Origin of the sequence: Streptomyces sp. NPDC020983 (assembly GCF_044333485.1) — a bacterium.
GTDB lineage: Bacteria > Actinomycetota > Actinomycetes > Streptomycetales > Streptomycetaceae > Actinacidiphila.
Map to the genome: position 1 here is coordinate 247,526 of NZ_JBIRRA010000010.1, position 17,537 is coordinate 265,062.

Genomic DNA, 17,537 nt, shown 5'->3' on the forward strand with positions numbered 1-17,537 from the left:
TGTGCAGCAGCACGCTCAGGTCCGGCGGCGGACCACGTAGGCCGTCCCCCGGGGGGCGGGGCGCGGGCCCAGGTAGTCCTGGGCCCGCATCTCGCACCACGCGGGGATGTCGAGCGCGGCGGCCTCGTCGTCGGAGAGCACGGTCACCGTCCCCCCGACAGGTACCCGGTCGATGACCTTCGCCAGCTCGATCACCGGGATCGGGCACCGCTTGCCCAGCGAGTCGACGACGAGCCCCGCAGACTCCCCGGCGGGTTCCGGGGCCGGGCCCGCAGCCGTGGCGGCGTCCGCCGGCGCCCCGAGATGGGCGCGGACCTCGGCGACCACCGACGGCAGTACGCCGAGGAAGCGCTCGACGTCCGCACGGGAGGTGCCCGGCGGGAGGGAGACGCGGATGTTGCCCTCGGACAGCACGCCCATCGCCTTGAGGACATGGCTCGGGGTGAGCGTGCTGGAGGTGCAGGAGGAGCCGGAGGACACGGAGAAGCCCTCACGGTCGAGGGCGCCGAGCAGCGCCTCCCCGTCGACGTAGAGGCAGGAGAAGGTCACCAGGTGCGGCAGCCGCTCGGTGGGGTGGCCGACGACCTCGGTGTCGGGGACGAGCAGGGGCACCCGGGTGCGGATGAGGTCGACGAGCGCGGAGAGGCGGGCGGCCTCCTGCGCGGCCTGCGCGCGCACCGCCCGCAGCGACGCGGCGGCCGCGACGACGGCCGGGAGGTTGGGGAAGCCGGGGGAGCGGCCCGACTCGCGCTCGTCGGCCGGGTGCACGGGCGCGAAGCGGGTGCCCTTGCGGACGGCGAGCAGCCCCACCCCGGGCGGCCCGCCCCACTTGTGCGCGCTGCCGGCGAGCACCGACCAGCCCTCCGCCACCGGGCCCCAGGCCAGCGACTGGGCCGCGTCCACGAGCAGCGGCACCCCCGCGGCCCGGCAGAGTTCGGCCACCTCGCCGACCGGCTGGAGCGTGCCCACCTCGTGGTTGGCGGACTGGACGCAGGCCAGCGCCGTGTCGGGGCGCAGCGCCGCGGCCAGGTCGGCGGGGGAGAGCCGGCCGGTGCGGTCGACACCCACGGTGGTGGCGTCGTACGCCTCGGCGGCGTGCAGGACGGCGGAGTGCTCGACGGCGGAGACGACCACGTGCCGCCCCGTCCTGCGCCGCCCGGCCGTCACCCCGGCGAGTGCGGAGTGCAGCGCGACCGTCCCCGAAGGAGTGAAGACCAGCTCGTCCGGGCGGCAGCCGACCGCCTCGGCGGCGGTCTCCCGCGCGGCGTCCAGCAGCAGCCGCGCGCGCCGCCCCTCCCGGTACAGGCGCATCGGGTCCGCCCACCCCTCGTCGAGCGCGGCGAGCAGCGCCTCGCGCGCGACGGGGTGCAGCGGAGCGGCGGAGGCCGTGTCGAAGTAGGGCACCCCCGCACGCTACCCCCGGCCGTGCCGCGCACCGCGGGCGTACCGCCACCGCGGTGACGCCCGGGGCGGCCGGCGGCCGGTCAGCGGGCGTCAGAAAGGTGCCCTGAGCGCGGGATTCCACCCCTTCGGGGTGCGCCCCGGCGCGTTGGACCCCCTCCCCGCGCGGCCCCAAATAGCGTCCAGTAGGGTTTGGTCCGCATAAACATCCACACCTCAATGCCTGCAGCTCGGGCCGACCGACCAGCACACGGCCGGAACACCCGGACGAGCGGGCGAGACTCTCGGGAAGGCGCTACGTGAGTCCCAACGGCTCCGACCTCCCCCCCAGCCCGGAGGGCATGGGAGGTACCCCCGCCCACAGCCCCAAGGGCGTGGGAGGTTCCTCCACGTCACGGCGCGGGTTGCGGCGGAGGCTCCCGCAGGCGCTGGCTGCGGGCCTGGTCCTTGCTATGGCCACCGGTTGCTCCTACAAGGACTATCCCCGCCTCGGCATGCCGAGCCCGGCCACCGAACAGGCTCCGCGGATCCTCGCCCTGTGGCAGGGCTCCTGGGCCGCGGCGCTGGCGACCGGCTGCCTGGTCTGGGGTCTGATCCTGTGGAGCGTGATCTTCCACCGGCGCAGCCGGACCAAGGTCGAGGTTCCGCCGCAGACCCGCTACAACCTGCCCATCGAGGCGCTCTACACGATCGTCCCGATCGTCGTGATCGCGGTCCTCTTCTACTTCACCGCGCGCGACGAGAACAAGCTTCTGTCGACGTCGAAGAAGCCCGACCACGTCGTCAACGTGGTGGGCTTCCAGTGGAGCTGGGGCTTCAACTACCTGGAGAACGTCGACGGGGACCCGTCGACCGGCGCCACGGTCCCGCCGGAGCTGTCCGAGATCCCGGCGAACAAGCTGCTCTTCCCGAAGGGCGCCGAGGGCGTCTACGACGTCGGCACCCCCGCGAGCGTGGACCCCGACACCGGCAACCCGGGCCCGACGCTGTGGCTGGCCAAGGGTGAGACGGTCCGCTTCGTGCTGACCTCGCGGGACGTCATCCACTCCTTCTGGATCGTGCCCTTCCTGATGAAGCAGGACGTCATCCCGGGCCACACCAACGTCTTCGAGGTGACCCCGAACAAGCTGGGCACGTTCATGGGCAAGTGCGCCGAACTGTGCGGCGTCGACCACTCGCGGATGCTCTTCAACGTGAAGGTCGTGACGCCCGAGCAGTACCAGCAGCACCTGAAGGACCTCGCCAAGGCGGGCAAGACGGGGTATCTCCCGTCCGGAATCGCCACGACGGGCAACGCGAAGAACTCGGAGCCCAAGACCACATGAGCATTCTCAACGAACCGCACGGGGCGGCGCCGGCCGACGACTCCTACGAGGACGAGATCCCGGCCCGCACCAAGAGCCCCGGCTCTGTGGCCGTGAAGTGGCTCACCACCACCGACCACAAGACCATCGGCACGCTGTACCTGGTCACGTCGTTCGCGTTCTTCCTCATCGGCGGCGTGATGGCGCTGCTGATGCGCGCGGAGCTCGCGCGGCCGGGCAACCAGTTCATGTCGAACGAGCAGTTCAACCAGGCGTTCACGATGCACGGCACCGTGATGCTGCTGATGTTCGCGACTCCGCTGTTCGCGGGCTTCACGAACTGGATCATGCCGCTCCAGATCGGCGCCCCGGACGTCGCCTTCCCGCGGCTGAACATGTTCGCCTACTGGCTGTACCTGTTCGGCTCGCTCATCGCGGTCGGCGGCTTCCTGACGCCGCAGGGCGCGGCGGACTTCGGCTGGTTCGCGTACTCGCCGCTGTCCAGCGCGGTCAACTCGCCGGGCGTCGGCGCCGACATGTGGATCATGGGTCTGGCCTTCTCCGGCTTCGGCACCATCCTCGGCGCGGTCAACTTCATCACCACGATCATCTGCATGCGCGCACCGGGCATGACGATGTTCCGCATGCCGATCTTCGTGTGGAACGTGCTGCTGACCGCCGTCCTGGTCCTGCTCGCCTTCCCCGTGCTGGCCGCGGCGCTGCTCGCCCTGGAGGCCGACCGGAAATTCGGGGCGCACGTCTTCGACTCGGCCAACGGCGGCGCACTGCTGTGGCAACACCTCTTCTGGTTCTTCGGCCATCCAGAGGTGTACATCATCGCGCTGCCGTTCTTCGGAATCGTCTCCGAGGTCATCCCGGTCTTCTCGCGCAAGCCGATGTTCGGTTACATCGGCCTGGTGGCCGCGACCATCTCCATCGCGGGCCTGTCCGTGACGGTGTGGGCGCACCACATGTACGTGACCGGCGGTGTGCTGCTGCCGTTCTTCTCCTTCATGACCTTCCTGATCGCGGTACCGACCGGTGTGAAGTTCTTCAACTGGATCGGCACCATGTGGAAGGGCTCGCTGAGCTTCGAGACACCGATGCTCTGGTCGATCGGCTTCCTGATCACCTTCGCCTTCGGTGGTCTGACCGGTGTCATCCTGGCCGCCCCGCCGCTGGACTTCCACGTGTCGGACTCGTACTTCGTGGTGGCGCACTTCCACTACGTCGTCTTCGGCACCGTCGTCTTCGCGATGTTCGCGGGCTTCCACTTCTGGTGGCCGAAGATGACCGGCAAGATGCTCGACGAGCGGCTCGGCAAGATCACCTTCTGGACGCTCTTCTTCGGCTTCCACGGCACCTTCCTGGTGCAGCACTGGCTCGGTGTCGAGGGCATGCCGCGCCGCTACGCCGACTACCTGGCGGCCGACGGCTTCACCACGCTGAACACGGTGTCGACGATCAGCTCGTTCCTGCTCGGCCTGTCGATACTGCCGTTCCTCTACAACGTGTGGAAGACGGCGAAGTACGGCAAGAAGGTCGAGGTCGACGACCCGTGGGGCTACGGCCGTTCGCTCGAATGGGCGACGTCCTGCCCGCCGCCGCGGCACAACTTCACCTCGCTGCCGCGCATCCGCTCCGAATCCCCGGCGTTCGACCTGCACCACCCGGAGATCTCGGCCATCGACGCCCTGGCGGGCCACACCGCGGGCAACGCGGCGCTGTCCGGCAGTGAGGGCAACAGCAAGGGGGCGGACCAGTGAAGATTCAAGCGTGGATGTTCGCCGGCTTCGCGGTCTTCATCCTTGCGGTGGCCGTCGTCTACGGCCTGTGGTCGAAGGAGCCGGCCGGCACGACCGCGCTGTTCCTGGCGTTCGGCCTGTCCACGATGATCGCCTTCTACCTGGGCTTCACCGCCAACCGGGCGGACACCGGGGCGATGGACCGCGAGGAGGCCGACGTCGCGGACGACGCCGGCGAGCTGGGCTTCTTCAGCCCGCACAGCTGGCAGCCGCTGATGCTGGCCGCCGGTGGCGCCCTGGCCTTCATGGGCATCATCTTCGGCTGGTGGCTGCTGTTCTTCTCGATGCCGGTCATCCTGATGGGCGTCTTCGGTTGGGTGTTCGAGTACTACCGCGGCGTGGACCGCACGCAGTGACCGCGGTCTGACCGCACCGCTGCCCCGGGCGGGCCGCGGCACCACCTCAGGTGCCGCGGCCCGCCCCTTTTGCACCCCTCCGCCGTGCGGAACGGCCCCGGCGTTCATACGTTGAGCCCATGAGCCACAACTCACGACACCGGATAGCGCTGAGCTGCGCCCTGCTCGCGGCTCCCCTCGCGGTGGGGCTCACCGCATGCAGCGGCGACGGCAACCCGCTGGCGGCCCCTCCGCACGAATCCGCGGCCAAGGTCGCGTACTCCATCGCGGACGGCGGCAAGGCCGACCCCAGCAAGCCGCTCAAGGTCACGGTCAAGGACGACGGCAGCCGGATCACCGACGTCACGGCCACGGACGCCGCGGGCCGCTACGTGGCGGGCAAGCTCAGCCAGGACGGTCTCAGCTGGCAGTCCACCACCGCGCTGGCGGCAGGTGCCCACTACACGGTCCGGGTCAGCACCGAGGACTCCGACGGCCACCCCGGCCGCAAGACGCTGACCTTCGACACCACCCCGGCGGACGCCGGCCTGCACGTCACCTTCGGCCCCGACGCGGGCACGTACGGCGTCGGCCAGCCCGTCACCGCGGCCCTCAGTGTGCCGGTCAAGGACCCGGCGGCACGCGCCGTCGTGGAGGCCCACCTCCAGGTGAGCAGCGCCCCGGCCGCGGCGCCCGGCTCCTGGTACTGGGTCGACGACCGCACCCTGCACTACCGCCCCAGCCGGTACTGGCCGGCGCACGCCCGGATCACGGCCACCAGCACGCTGAGCGGCGTCAGGGTGCAGGGCAAGCTCTTCGGCGGCGCCGACAAGCCGCTCACGATGCAGACCGGCGACCGCGTCGAGGCGATCACGGACGCCGCGACCGACCAGATGACCTTCAAGGACGACGGCAAGGTCGTCCGCACCCTGCCCGTCACGACCGGCAAGCCCGGCTTCGACACCCGCAACGGCATCAAGGTCGTGCTGGCCAAGGAGAGCTTCGTGCAGATGAAGAGCTCCACCGTCGGCATCGCCGCGGGCAGCTCCGACTCGTACGACCTGCCCGTCTACTGGGCCACCCGGGTGACGTGGAGCGGCGAGTACGTGCACGCGGCGCCCTGGTCCGAGGGCTCGCAGGGGTACGCCAACGTCAGTCACGGCTGCACGGGCATGAGCACCGAGAACGCGCACTGGTTCTTCGACCACGTGCGCCCCGGCGACATCGTCCAGGTCGTCAACAGCCAGGGCGCCACGATGACGCCCTTCGACAACGGCTTCGGCGACTGGAACCTCGACGAGGCCCAGTGGCTCAAGGGCAGCGCCCTGGGCAAGGCCACCGCGCCGAGCGCGCAGCAGGGCTCTGCGACCTCCGGGCGCAACCCGATGTCCAACCCTGCCCGGCTGCGCCCCGAGACGGCCTGAGCGGGCCTAGCGGGCCGCGACGGCCGTCGAGTGACCGTCCGCCCCGTCCACGCTGCGGCGCAGCAGCACGGCGAGCGTGTCGTTGAGCGCCACCGGGTCGACCGGGTGCGTGACGGCCGCGTCGGCGCGGCTCCAGGTGGCCAGCCAGGCGTCCTGCGGGCGCCCGATCAGCACCAGCACCGGCGGGCAGCGGAAGATCTCGTCCTTGATCTGGCGGCACACGCCCATCCCGCCCGCCGGGGCCGTCTCACCGTCCAGGATGCAGGCGTCGATCCCGCCGTTGCCCAGCTCGGTCAGGACCGCGGGCAGCGTCGCGCACTCCACGAACTCCACCGGGGGCAGGTCCGCGGCGGGCCGGCGGCCGACGGCGAGCCGGACCTGTTCCCGGGTGTTGGCGTCGTCGCTGTAGACCAGCACCGTGGCAGTCGCCTGCATCCTGGCTCCTCGAAGCTCGTGAACGCTTTCTCAAGTGCTTCCGGATGCTACTCCCGCGAGGGCCGTCCGTGGAGGGGCCGGGGCGCCCCCGGATCCGCGGGCGCGTCCGGCCGTCCCCCGTCCGGGTGACCTCAACGCCGCTGGACACGGTCCCCCGAAGGACCTTGACACACCGAAGGGGACCCCCGGAGTGAGCGCCAGATAAGCGACCGACATAATGACGGACGTGGCGACAGCAACAGCAGTAGAAACCGGGCACGCGCACCCGTCGGTCAACCGGCCGAACCTCACCAGCGTCGGAACCATCATCTGGCTGAGTTCCGAGCTGATGTTCTTCGCGGCCCTCTTCGCGATGTACTTCACCCTTCGGTCGGTCACGGGTGCCGACTTCTGGAAGGAACACGCGCATGCGTTGAACGTGCCGTTCTCCGCGACGAACACCACGATCCTGGTGCTCTCCTCCTTCACCTGCCAGATGGGCGTGTTCGCCGCCGAGCGCGGTGACGTGAAGAAGCTGCGCTCCTGGTTCATCGTGACCTTCGTCATGGGCGCGGTGTTCATCGGCGGGCAGATCTTCGAGTACACGAACCTGGTCAAGAAGGACGGGATCTCCCTCAGCTCGGATCCGTACGGCTCGGTGTTCTACCTGACCACCGGCTTCCACGGGCTGCACGTGACGGGTGGTCTGATCGCCTTCCTGCTGGTACTGGGCCGCACGTACGCGGCCAAGCGCTTCACCCACCAGCAGGCCACCGCTGCGATCGTCGTCTCCTACTACTGGCACTTCGTCGATGTCGTCTGGATCGGCCTCTTCGCCACGATCTACCTGATCAAGTAGTCGGTCGCGTACCACAGCACGGTGCCGGACTAGGCACAACCCGAAGCATCGAGACAAGAGATCCTGACACCGGGGTAATCCGTGAAAAAGCTCTCCGCACGACGGCGCCACCCGCTGGCGGCGCTCGTCGTCCTACTCTTCGCGCTAGCGGTCACCGGGGGGCTGTACGCCGCGCTCTCTCCGGCACCGAAGGCGCAGGCCGACGACTCCTCCCAGTCCATCGCGATCACCGAGGGCCAGAGGCTGTTCTCGGTGGGCTGCGCGAGCTGCCACGGCGCGCACGGGCAGGGCAGCTCCGACGGCCCGAGCCTGGTCGGCGTCGGCTCCGCGGCGGTGGACTTCCAGGTCGGCAGCGGCCGGATGCCCGCGCAGCAGCCCGGCCCGCAGGTCCAGAAGAAGCCGAAGCAGTACACGCAGAAGGAAATCGACCAGCTGGCCGCGTACATCGCCTCGCTCGGCCCCGGTCCGGTGGCCCCGACGACGGACCAGTACGACCCGGCCGGCGGTGACGTCGCCAAGGGCGGCCAGCTGTTCCGCACCAACTGCGCGCAGTGCCACAACTTCGTCGGCAGGGGTGGCGCCCTCACCGACGGCAAGTACGCCCCCACGCTGAAGGGTGTCGAGCCCAAGCACATCTACGAGGCCATGCAGACCGGCCCGCAGAACATGCCGTCCTTCCCGGACACGACGATGCCGCAGCAGCAGAAGCAGGACATCATCGCGTACCTGAACGAGGTCGACACCGCACAGTCCAAGAACCCGGGCGGCTTCACGCTCGGCGGCTTCGGCCCCGTGCCCGAGGGTCTGTTCGCCTACGTCTTCGGCCTCGGCACGCTGATCGCCATCGCCGCCTGGATCGCGGCCCGGACGACTAAGGCCAAGAAGTCATGAGCGAAACCGGATCCAACGACGTGTCAGAGCCACACGAGCACCTGCCGGCCGCCGGCGGCGACCACGGAGCCGAGACGGAGGTCCACCGCGACCCGTTCGGCGACCCGGGCCACCCCGAGCACGAGTACCGCCGCCAGGACATCGACGAGAAGGCCGCGAAGCACTCCGAGCGCGTCGTCGCCGGGCTGTTCACCCTCTCGATGATCGGCACCATCGCCTTCATCGCGAGCTTCGTGATCTTCCCGGTCGGCAAGTACGTCTACATCTTCCCGTTCGGCCACGTCAGCGCGCTGAACTTCTCCCTGGGCCTGACGCTCGCCGTCGCCCTGCTGGGACTCGGCGCGGGAGCGGTCCACTGGGCCCGCACCCTGATGTCCGACGAGGAGATGGCCGACGAGCGGCACCCCGCGGGTGCCGACGAGGAGCTGCGCGCCACGATGGAGGCGCAGTGGAAGCAGGGCGTGCAGGAGAGCGGCTTCGGCCGCCGCAAGCTGGTGCGCAACACCATGCTCGGCGCGCTCACGCTGGTCCCGCTCTCCGCCGTGGTGATCCTGCGCGACCTCGGCCCGCTGCCGGAGGACAAGCTCCGCCACACCGCGTGGTCCAAGGGCAAGGCGCTGATCAACCCGAACACCAACAAGCCGCTGCGTCCCGAGGACATTGCGGTCGGTTCGCTCACCTTCGCCAACCCCGAGGGCCTCAGCGAGGACGACGAGGACTACCAGGAGCAGCTGGCCAAGGCCGCGCTGATGGTCGTCCGGATCAAGCCCGAGGACATCAAGGACAAGAAGGAGCTCGACTGGTCCCACGAGGGGATCGTCGCCTTCTCGAAGATCTGCACGCACGTCGGCTGCCCCGTCAGCCTCTACGAGCAGCAGACGCACCACGTGCTGTGCCCGTGCCACCAGTCGACGTTCGACCTGTCGGACGGTGCGCGCGTGCTCTTCGGTCCGGCCGGGCACCGGCTGCCCCAGCTGCGTATCAGCGTCAATGGTGAGGGTAATCTGGTCGCCATGGGCGACTTCGAGGTTCCCGTCGGTCCGGCCTTCTGGGAGCGCGGATGAGTACATCGACTGAGACCGCCTCGACGAGCACTCGCCGGGGTCCGAAGCCTGCAGGGCAGCGAGTCGCGGAGTGGACTGACGCGCGGCTCGGGCTCTACAAGGTCGGCAAGGCCAACCTCCGGAAGATCTTCCCCGACCACTGGTCGTTCATGCTGGGTGAGATCTGCCTCTACAGCTTCATCATCCTCATCCTCACGGGTGTGTACCTGACGCTGTTCTTCCACCCGAGCATGGCCGAGACGATCTACCACGGCCCGTACGCCCCGCTCCAGGGCCAGCGGATGTCGGAGGCGTACGCCTCCACCATGCACATCAGCTTCGAGGTGCGCGGCGGCCTGCTGATCCGTCAGATCCACCACTGGGCGGCTCTGATCTTCCTCGCGGGCATGCTCGTGCACATGATGCGCATCTTCTTCACGGGTGCGTTCCGCAAGCCGCGCGAGCTGAACTGGCTCTTCGGCTGGACGCTGCTGTTCATCGGCTGCTTCGAGGGCTTCACCGGCTACTCGCTGCCCGACGACCTGCTGTCCGGCACCGGTGTCCGGTTCGTCGACGGCGCGATCCTCTCCACGCCGGTCATCGGAACGTACCTGTCGATGTTCATCTTCGGCGGCGAGTTCCCCGGCCACAACTTCGTGCCGATCTTCTACTCGGTGCACATCCTGCTGTTCCCGGGCATCATGGCGGCCCTCGTGACCGCGCACATGATCCTCGTCGTGTACCACAAGCACACGCAGTTCCCGGGTGCCGGCAAGACCGAGAAGAACGTCGTCGGCATGCCGCTGCTGCCGATCTACACGGCCAAGGCGGGCGGCTTCTTCTTCCTGGTCTTCGGTGTCATCGCGGCCCTCGCGGCCATCGCGACGGTCAACCCGATCTGGACGATCGGCCCCTACCAACCGGACCAGGTGTCGACGGGTGCCCAGCCCGACTGGTACATGGGCTTCCCCGAAGGCCTGATCCGGGTGATGCCCGGCTGGGAGATCAACGCATGGGGCCACACGCTCGTCCTGGGTGTGTTCATCCCGTTGATAATCTTCCCGCTGGTCCTGGTCGCCATCGGCGTCTACCCGTTCATCGAGTCCTGGATCACCGGTGACAAGCGCGAGCACCACCTGCTGGACCGCCCGCGCAACCGTCCGGTGCGCACGGGTCTGGGTGTCGCCTGGCTGACGCTGTACTTCACGCTCCTCATCGGTGGCGGCAACGACCTGTGGGCCACGCACTTCCACCTGTCGATCGAGACGATCACCTGGTTCGTGCGCATCGGCTTCTTCGTCCTGCCGGTGATCGCGTTCTGGGTCACCAAGCGGATCTGCCTCGGCCTCCAGCGCCGGGACCGCGAGAAGGTGCTGCACGGTCGCGAGACCGGCATCATCAAGCGGCTCCCGCACGGCGAGTTCATCGAGGTCCACGAGCCGCTGCCGCAGGAGCAGCTGCACAAGCTCACCGCGCACGAGCAGCCGCAGCCGCTGGAGATCGGTCCCGCGGTCGACGAGAACGGTGTCGAGCGCAAGACCAGCCCCGTCACCAAGCTCCGGGCCAAGCTGTCGCGCAGCTACTACGGCGAGCACAGCCAGATCCCGAAGCCGACGGTCGAGGAGTACGAGGAGATCACGAGCGGCCACGGTCACCACTGACCGGACTGCGGTCCGCCGCCTGATCCACCCGGCCGGGTGGGTGCCCTTCACGGGGCGCCCGCCCGGCCTTCTCCGTTCCCGGGGGCGCGCCGTCCCCCGCCGGCGGCGGGCCTGCCGCGCGGTTCCCCGCGCCCCTGGGGGGTGCCGCCTGCCGATAAGGTAGGCCCCCTCGGCCAGAGGGCGAAGTAGGAGCGTGGACCATGAGCGTTGTGAACCCGGCAGGCGGCGGCACCGGGACGCACCGGTCCTGGCCCGATGTGCTGACGGCACTGATCGCCGGGCAGGACCTGGACGCCGAGGACACGGCGTGGGCCATGGACCAGATCATGACCGGCAGTGCCACCGACGTGCAGATCGCCGGCTTCGCTGTCGCCCTGCGCGCCAAGGGGGAGACGGTCGACGAGGTCACCGGCATGGTGCGGGCGATGTACGCGCACGCCAACACCATCGAGGTGCCCGGGCCCACCGTCGACATCGTCGGCACCGGCGGCGACCGGGCCAAGACGGTCAACATCTCCACGATGTCGGCCATAACCGTGGCCGGCACCGGCGCCAAGGTCGTCAAGCACGGCAACCGCGCCGCGTCCTCCGCGAGCGGGGCCAGTGACGTGCTCGGCCACCTCGGGGTGAATCTCGACCTGCCCCCGCACCGGGTCGTCGAGGTCGCCGAGGAGGCGGGCATCACCTTCTGCTTCGCCGTCAAGTTCCACCCCGCGCTGCGCCACGTGGCGACCGCGCGCGGCGAGCTGGGGGTCGCCACGACCTTCAACTTCCTCGGCCCGCTCACCAACCCCGCGCGGGTGCGGGCGCAGGCCACCGGGGTCGCGAACGCCCGGGTCGCACCGATCATGGCCGGGGTGCTGGCCGAGCGCGGCTCGTCCGCGCTGGTCTTCCGCGGCGACGACGGCCTGGACGAGCTGACCGTCACCGGGACCTCGCAGGTGTGGTGGGTCCGCGACGGCAAGGTCACCCAGCAGACCTTCGACCCGCGCGACATCGGCATCGCCCTGGCGCCCGTCGAGGCGCTGCGCGGCGGCTCGCCGGCGCACAACGCGGACATCGCCCGGCGCGTCCTGGCCGGCGAGACCGGCCCCGTCCGGGACGCGGTGCTGCTCAACTCCGCGGCCGCGCTCGTCGCGCTGGCACCCGGCAACGGGACGCTGGAGGAGCAGCTCGCCGCGGGTGTCGAGCGGGCCGCGCGGTCGCTGGACTCCGGCGCCGCCGCCGCGTCGCTCGAACGCTGGGCCGCGGCCAGCAACGCCTGACCCGCCGTACGCGCAAGGCGCCGTCCGCACTGCGGACGGCGCCTTGCGCGCGGGCGGGGCTGTGGCAGAATCCCTCCCAGGTCACGAGTGACAGCGCAAAGGCCCCGGCTCGCTGTCCGGCAACCCTCCGTCCGAGGCGGGGTGCCCCGGGTGATGACCAGGCTGTGAGCAGCAGGGCTCACAGCAAGCCGGACAGGGGAGTTCTCTCATGCGCAAGCGAATGCGATAGGGCCTTTCGGCCCCGGTTCCGCCCTCCAGCGGTGCCGCCAGTGCACCGGTACCACCTCGTCCGCTGCCCATCCCACGCCGCCCGACGTCCTCCGCCGCCCGCGCAGGCCAGCCGCCTGCTCCGCGGGGGTGCGCCGACGTCCGCCGCACACGTGCCAGGAGATCGCCATGACCGCAACCGCCGTGCCCGCCGCCACCGAAGCCACCGGTCCCGCCGACCCCGCCTGTTGCGAGCCGCTGCCCGTCCTCGGCCGGGACGTCACCGTCCCGCTCGTGACCGGCGGCGACGTCACCTACGCCGCCCTCGACTACGCCGCGAGCGCCCCCGCCCTCCAGCGGGTGTGGGACGACGTGGCCGCGTACGCCCCCTACTACGGCAGCGTGCACCGCGGCGCGGGCTACCTCTCCCAGCTGTCCACGGACCTCTTCGAGCAGAGCCGCGCCACCGTCGCGGACTTCCTCGGCTGCCGCCCCGCCGACCAGGTCGTCTTCACCCGCTCCACCACCGACTCGCTCAACCTGCTGGCCTCCGCGCTGCCCGCCGGGACCCGGGTCTTCGTCTTCGAGACCGAGCACCACGCGGCCCTGCTGCCCTGGCAGCGCGCGACCGGCGCGGAGGTCGTCTGCCTCGCCGCGCCGCACACCCCCGAAGAGGCCGTCGCCGTGCTCGACGTCGCCCTGCACGGCGCGCCCAAGGGCCCCAAGCTGGTGTGCGTCACCGGGGCCTCCAACGTGACCGGCGAGCTGTGGCCGGTACGCGAACTGGCCGCCGCCGCGCACCGGCACGGCGCCCGTATCGTGCTGGACGCCGCGCAGCTGGTGCCGCACCAGGCCGTCGACATCACCGCCCTCGACGTCGACTGGGTCGCCTTCTCCGGCCACAAGCTCTACGCGCCCTTCGGCTCCGGCGTCCTCGCCGGCCGCGCCGACTGGCTGCGCCAGGCCGAGCCCTACCTCGCCGGCGGCGGCGCCACCCGTACCGTCGCCCGGCGGGCGGACGGGCACGTGGAGACCGAGTGGCACACCACCGTCGCCCGGCACGAGGCCGGATCGCCCAACGTCATCGGCGCCTACGCCATCGCCTCCGCCTGCCGCGCGCTCACCGAGGCCGGCTTCGGCCGGCTCGAAGCGCGCGAGCAGCGGCTGCTGAAGCTGCTGCGGGACGGGCTCGCCGCGATCCCCGAGGTCCGGGTGCTGTCGCTCTTCGGCGAGGACTCCGCCCGGGTGGGCGTGCTCAGCTTCGTCGTCCGCGGGTGGAACAGCTCGCACCTCGCGGCGGCGCTGTCCGCCGAGTACGGGATCGGTGTGCGGGACGGCCTCTTCTGCGCCCACCCGCTCGTCCGGCACCTCCTCGGCACGGACACCGAGGACCTCGGCGCGTGCGGTTCCCCCGATCCGGGTGCGGGCTTCAACGGCAACGCGATCCGGGTGAGCTTCGGCGCCGGCACGCCCGACGAGGACATCTCGCGTTTCGTGGCCGCGCTGTCCGCCCTCGTCCGCGAGGGGGCGGCGTGGACCTACGCCACCGAGGCCGGCCGCTGTGTGCCGGTCGCCCCGGGGACCCCTGTCGCGTAGGGCGGCTCAGGCGTCGAGGCCGATGGCGAAGGCGGCTTCCAGGTCGTGCTGGGAGTACGTACGGAAGGCCACGTGCGTGTCGGTGGCCTCGACGCCGGGGATCTTGCTGATGCGGCCGGGGATGATGTCGGCCAGCTCGTCGTGCTTGGCCACGCGGACGAGGGCGACCAGGTCGTACGTCCCGGTCACCGAGTAGACCTCGCTGACGTTGTCGAGCGCGGCGATCGACTCGGCGATCTCGGGGATCCGGTCCACGGTGGTCTTGATGAGCACGATCGCGGTGATCACGGCTGCGCGTCTCCTTGGGTCGTCCCGGCGATGACGCTCAGCTTAGACCGGGGCCGGTAGCAGGCCCACGCCCAGCAGAAGCCGAAGGCGAAGCCCACGACGTGGGCGAGGTAGGCCACGCCCGGGCCCGCGGCGGCGGACTGGGCGGCGAACCACTGGAGGACGAACCAGAAGCCGAGCACCACCCAGGCGGGGAAGCGCAGCGGGACGAAGAAGAGGAAGGGGAAGAGGCTGGTGACCCGGGCCCGCGGATAGAGGTAGAGGTACGCCCCGAGGGCGCCGGAGATCGCGCCGGACGCCCCGACGAGGCTCTGGGTGTCCGTGGTGTGGGCGAGGGCGAAGCCGTAGGCGGCCAGGTAGCCGGCGGCGAGGTAGAAGAGGGCGAAGCGGACCCGGCCCATGCGGTTCTCGACGTTGTCGCCGAAGACGTAGAGGAAGAGCATGTTGCCGATCAGGTGCAGCCAGCCGCCGTGCAGGAACATCGACGTGAGCACGGACAGGTGGGGCGAGAACGGGTAGGGGTCGGCGGCCCCGCAGCCCGCGGGCAGGCCGAGGGCGGCCGCGGTGGGGCGGGCGTGGAACAGCTCGGCGGGGACGACCCCCCAGCGGTCGAAGTAGAGCGCCTGCCGGCACGCGAGGGTGTGGCCGGTGCCGTAGGCGGGGAGGAAACCGGACAGCGGGCCGAGCAGGAAGAGCGCGGTGCACAGGGCGATCAGTCCGTACGTGACGACCGGCGTACGGCGGACCGGGTTCTTGTCGTGTACCGGGATGACCATGCACCGATCATGACGCAGCGGTCGTAACGGACATACGCCGCCTCGCCGCAGCGCGCCGTACACGAAAGGCCGTAGGGTGACCGGGACGCACGCTCCCGACAGGAAGAGGTACCTGGCATGCCGGTTCCCCTGCCGACCGCGACCACGCGGTGGCGCTGCACGCTGTGCGGAAACCTGACCCGTTTCGACGTCACCCGTTCCTCGCGGGTGGTGGAGTACGTGCACCTGGACCTCGCGGGCGAGCCGTCCGTCGAGGAGACCGAGGTGCTGGCGGAGACCGTGGAGTCGGTGCGCTGCCGCTGGTGCAACGCGGTGGACCGGATCGAGCTCGTCGACCGGCCGGGTGCGGGTGCGGGCGGTGACGACGGGAACGGCAGTGCGGAAAGTGCCGCCGGGGGCGGTTCCGCGTCTGGCTGAGCCCCGGGCGGGGACAATGGAAGCAGGCGGTGTCGTCGACGGGGTCGAGGGATCGAAGGGGGCCGGGAGGACGCCGAGGGTCGTCGGCAGATTCGGACGGGAGTGACTGGTGGACGGAAGCGGCGGTTTTCCGCGCCCCGGGACGGACGGGGCCGCGGTGGAGCCTGCCGGGCCGTCGGCCGGTGAGCGGGCCGGTTCCGGCCCCGGGGATCCCGGGCGCCCGGAGGCCGCGGACGCCGGCTCCGACGAGCCCGCGCTCGACCGGCCGCTGCCCGAGGGTGTACGCCACCGGGTCGTGGCCATCGCCGCCGACGCCTTCGGCGGATTCACCTACCAGGAGCTCCCCGTCTCGCTCCGCCCCTACGCCCGCTTCACGCCCAGCCGCCGGGTGAAGTACGCCGGCACCGCGCTGGCCGCCGCCCTGGAGCACGACCCTGCCTTCCGGCAGCGCGTCGCCGGGCGGCTGCGCGAGTCGCAGGCGGAGCTCGCGGGGGCGCTGGAGGACGGCACCCCGCCGCCCGCCGCCGATCCGCTGGACGTCGCGGCCGCCGCGTACCTGCTGCGCCCGCCGGGCTGGGCGAAGCTGGTGGCCACCGCGGGGGAGGAGGCCCAGCGGGCGGACGCCGAGCGGGCCGACGAGGAGGCGCTGCGCGAGCTGGCCGCGCTGCGCATCGAGGTCGAGGCGCTGCACGAGCACGGCAGGGTCGAGGCGGCCCGCGCGCGGGCCGAGCTGGAGTCCGTGCGCAGGGAGGGCGACGCGCTGCACCGCAAGCTGCGCAGCGCCCTCAGTGACGTCAAGCGCGCCGAGGCCGCTCAGCGCCGGCTGCAGGCCGAGCTCGACGAGCTGCGGGCGGCCGCCGCGCAGGAGCGGGCCGCCGCCGACAGCGAGGCCCGGCGGCTGCGCAACCGGCTCGCGGAGGCCGAGGCGGCGGTCGAGGCCGGCCGCCGGGCCGCCCGGGAGGGGCGCAGCGTGGAGGACGTACGGCTGCGGCTGCTGCTCGACACCGTCCTCGACGCGGCGTCCGGGCTGCGCCGCGAGCTGGCCCTCCCGCCGCGGGACACGATGGGCGTACGGCCCGCGGACACCGTGGACGCGGTCGCGCCCGGGGCGTTCAGCGCGCGGGACATCGCCACCCGGGCGCTGTCCGCCGACGATCCGGCGCTGCTCGACCAGCTGCTGGCGCTGCCGCAGGCGCATCTGGTCGTCGACGGCTACAACGTGACGAAGACCGGCTATCCCGCGCTGCCGCTGGAGAAGCAGCGGCTGCGGCTGCTCGGCGGGCTCGCGGCGCTCGCCGCGCAGAGCGGCGCCGAGGTCACGTGCGTCTTCGACGGCGCCGACCTGGACATGCCGGTGCTGCTCGCGCCGCCGCGCGGGGTGCGGGTGCTGTTCAGCAAGGCAGGGGAGACCGCGGACGAGCTGATCCGGCGGCTGGTGCGGGCCGAACCGCCCGGCCGGCAGATCGTCGTCGTCTCCGCGGACCGGGAGGTCGCCGACGGCGTCGCCAAGGCCGGGGCCCGTCCCGTCGCGTCCACGCTGCTGCTGCGCCGCCTCGCCCGGGTCTGAAGCGGGCGCGTCCGCGGGGCCCTTGACGAACCCCGTACGCACGTGCGGGTGTTCACCAGTTCACCAGTGCGCACCCTGTGTCAGCCGGTCATCACGCTGTGTCGAAGGCGTGTGAAGAAAACTTGAACCGGTCGAAATTTTGCCTTCAGGGATTTGAACCGATCACGGAAAGGTCACTAGGGTCAGGCCTCGTACCTCCGCGCAGTCGATCATCCAATCCGGATGGCGCTCGGAGGCCGCCCGCCAGTCGTCAACCGGTAGGCGGCTGAAGGAAGAAGGAGCTC

16 protein-coding genes and 1 riboswitch are annotated in these 17,537 nt (G+C 70.9%); of the genes, 12 read left to right on the plus strand and 4 right to left on the minus strand.

Annotated features, from left to right (window positions below; genetic code table 11):
* Window positions 1–15: 15 nt before the first annotated feature.
* Window positions 16–1,404, minus strand: coding sequence for a cysteine desulfurase/sulfurtransferase TusA family protein (locus ACH4SE_RS23795; protein ID WP_398545457.1), 1,389 nt, complete (start codon window positions 1,402–1,404; stop codon window positions 16–18).
* Between the two features lie 338 nt (window positions 1,405–1,742).
* Between ACH4SE_RS23795 and ACH4SE_RS23800 the strand changes: the two genes are divergently transcribed.
* The 4 genes from ACH4SE_RS23800 (at window position 1,743) to ACH4SE_RS23815 (ending at window position 6,269) form a co-directional block, all read left to right on the plus strand.
* A complete protein-coding gene (locus tag ACH4SE_RS23800) occupies window positions 1,743–2,726 on the plus strand; it encodes a cytochrome c oxidase subunit II (RefSeq protein ID WP_398545458.1) in 984 nt (327 codons plus the stop codon).
* Entirely contained in the window at window positions 2,723–4,471 is a 1,749-nt protein-coding gene (gene ctaD / locus ACH4SE_RS23805) for a cytochrome c oxidase subunit I (RefSeq protein ID WP_398545459.1), read from the plus strand. Before ACH4SE_RS23800 ends, ctaD begins: the two co-directional genes overlap by 4 nt.
* Window positions 4,468–4,866 carry a cytochrome c oxidase subunit 4 gene (locus tag ACH4SE_RS23810; protein ID WP_398545460.1) on the plus strand — a complete coding sequence of 133 codons (399 nt, stop codon included), beginning with the start codon at window positions 4,468–4,470 and terminating at the stop codon, window positions 4,864–4,866. Before ctaD ends, ACH4SE_RS23810 begins: the two co-directional genes overlap by 4 nt.
* Before the next feature lie 119 nt (window positions 4,867–4,985).
* Window positions 4,986–6,269 (plus strand): Ig-like domain-containing protein, encoded by a 1,284-nt coding sequence (locus tag ACH4SE_RS23815; protein WP_398545461.1) that lies wholly within the window; start codon window positions 4,986–4,988, stop codon window positions 6,267–6,269.
* A gap of 6 nt (window positions 6,270–6,275) precedes the next feature.
* Here the strand turns inward: ACH4SE_RS23815 and ACH4SE_RS23820 are convergent, their stop codons facing one another.
* Complete coding sequence (locus tag ACH4SE_RS23820) at window positions 6,276–6,704, minus strand: hypothetical protein (RefSeq protein ID WP_398545462.1); 429 nt, start codon at window positions 6,702–6,704, stop codon at window positions 6,276–6,278.
* Between the two features lie 217 nt (window positions 6,705–6,921).
* Between ACH4SE_RS23820 and ACH4SE_RS23825 the strand changes: the two genes are divergently transcribed.
* From ACH4SE_RS23825 to ACH4SE_RS23850, 6 genes are all read left to right on the plus strand, one after another.
* The gene (locus tag ACH4SE_RS23825) at window positions 6,922–7,542 is read left to right on the plus strand and encodes a heme-copper oxidase subunit III (protein ID WP_398449714.1); all 621 of its coding nucleotides are present in this window, start codon (window positions 6,922–6,924) and stop codon (window positions 7,540–7,542) included.
* Between the two features lie 81 nt (window positions 7,543–7,623).
* A complete protein-coding gene (locus ACH4SE_RS23830) occupies window positions 7,624–8,433 on the plus strand; it encodes a c-type cytochrome (RefSeq protein ID WP_398545463.1) in 810 nt (269 codons plus the stop codon).
* The gene (locus ACH4SE_RS23835) at window positions 8,430–9,497 is read left to right on the plus strand and encodes a Rieske 2Fe-2S domain-containing protein (protein WP_398545464.1); all 1,068 of its coding nucleotides are present in this window, start codon (window positions 8,430–8,432) and stop codon (window positions 9,495–9,497) included. Before ACH4SE_RS23830 ends, ACH4SE_RS23835 begins: the two co-directional genes overlap by 4 nt.
* Window positions 9,494–11,137: a cytochrome bc complex cytochrome b subunit gene (locus ACH4SE_RS23840; protein WP_398545465.1), complete on the plus strand. Its 1,644-nt coding sequence runs from the start codon at window positions 9,494–9,496 to the stop codon at window positions 11,135–11,137. The genes ACH4SE_RS23835 and ACH4SE_RS23840 overlap by 4 nt, the downstream gene beginning before the upstream one ends.
* Before the next feature lie 200 nt (window positions 11,138–11,337).
* A complete protein-coding gene (gene trpD / locus ACH4SE_RS23845) occupies window positions 11,338–12,402 on the plus strand; it encodes an anthranilate phosphoribosyltransferase (protein ID WP_398545466.1) in 1,065 nt (354 codons plus the stop codon).
* Between the two features lie 79 nt (window positions 12,403–12,481).
* A riboswitch (SAM riboswitch) is annotated at window positions 12,482–12,598 on the plus strand.
* Between the two features lie 200 nt (window positions 12,599–12,798).
* A complete protein-coding gene (locus ACH4SE_RS23850) occupies window positions 12,799–14,205 on the plus strand; it encodes an aminotransferase class V-fold PLP-dependent enzyme (protein WP_398545467.1) in 1,407 nt (468 codons plus the stop codon).
* 6 nt (window positions 14,206–14,211) lie between these two features.
* On the opposite strand, the gene ACH4SE_RS23855 is transcribed toward ACH4SE_RS23850, so the two are convergent.
* Window positions 14,212–14,493: an Lrp/AsnC family transcriptional regulator gene (locus tag ACH4SE_RS23855; RefSeq protein WP_398545468.1), complete on the minus strand. Its 282-nt coding sequence runs from the start codon at window positions 14,491–14,493 to the stop codon at window positions 14,212–14,214.
* On the minus strand, window positions 14,490–15,269 hold the full coding sequence (locus ACH4SE_RS23860; RefSeq protein ID WP_398545469.1) for a rhomboid family intramembrane serine protease: 780 nt from the start codon (window positions 15,267–15,269) through the stop codon (window positions 14,490–14,492). The genes ACH4SE_RS23855 and ACH4SE_RS23860 overlap by 4 nt, the downstream gene beginning before the upstream one ends.
* 117 nt (window positions 15,270–15,386) lie before the next feature.
* On the opposite strand from ACH4SE_RS23860, the gene ACH4SE_RS23865 reads away from it, so the two are divergent.
* Window positions 15,387–15,686, plus strand: a complete 300-nt coding sequence (locus ACH4SE_RS23865; RefSeq protein WP_398545470.1) for a hypothetical protein — start codon at window positions 15,387–15,389, stop codon at window positions 15,684–15,686.
* Between the two features lie 157 nt (window positions 15,687–15,843).
* On the plus strand, window positions 15,844–17,253 hold the full coding sequence (locus ACH4SE_RS23870; protein ID WP_398545471.1) for an NYN domain-containing protein: 1,410 nt from the start codon (window positions 15,844–15,846) through the stop codon (window positions 17,251–17,253).
* Window positions 17,254–17,537: the final 284 nt, after the last annotated feature.

Excerpts from the sequence above, each read along its gene's own strand:
- ACH4SE_RS23800 (WP_398545458.1), top strand. The coding sequence starts at position 1,743 with ATGGGAGGTACCCCCGCCCACAGCCCCAAGGGCGTGGGAGGTTCCTCC.
- ctaD (WP_398545459.1), top strand. The coding sequence starts at position 2,723 with ATGAGCATTCTCAACGAACCGCACGGGGCGGCGCCGGCCGACGACTCC.
- ACH4SE_RS23815 (WP_398545461.1), top strand. The coding sequence starts at position 4,986 with ATGAGCCACAACTCACGACACCGGATAGCGCTGAGCTGCGCCCTGCTC.
- ACH4SE_RS23820 (WP_398545462.1), bottom strand. The coding sequence starts at position 6,704 with ATGCAGGCGACTGCCACGGTGCTGGTCTACAGCGACGACGCCAACACC.
- ACH4SE_RS23825 (WP_398449714.1), top strand. The coding sequence starts at position 6,922 with ATGACGGACGTGGCGACAGCAACAGCAGTAGAAACCGGGCACGCGCAC.
- ACH4SE_RS23835 (WP_398545464.1), top strand. The coding sequence starts at position 8,430 with ATGAGCGAAACCGGATCCAACGACGTGTCAGAGCCACACGAGCACCTG.
- ACH4SE_RS23840 (WP_398545465.1), top strand. The coding sequence starts at position 9,494 with ATGAGTACATCGACTGAGACCGCCTCGACGAGCACTCGCCGGGGTCCG.
- trpD (WP_398545466.1), top strand. The coding sequence starts at position 11,338 with ATGAGCGTTGTGAACCCGGCAGGCGGCGGCACCGGGACGCACCGGTCC.
- ACH4SE_RS23850 (WP_398545467.1), top strand. The coding sequence starts at position 12,799 with ATGACCGCAACCGCCGTGCCCGCCGCCACCGAAGCCACCGGTCCCGCC.
- ACH4SE_RS23860 (WP_398545469.1), bottom strand. The coding sequence starts at position 15,269 with ATGGTCATCCCGGTACACGACAAGAACCCGGTCCGCCGTACGCCGGTC.
- ACH4SE_RS23865 (WP_398545470.1), top strand. The coding sequence starts at position 15,387 with ATGCCGGTTCCCCTGCCGACCGCGACCACGCGGTGGCGCTGCACGCTG.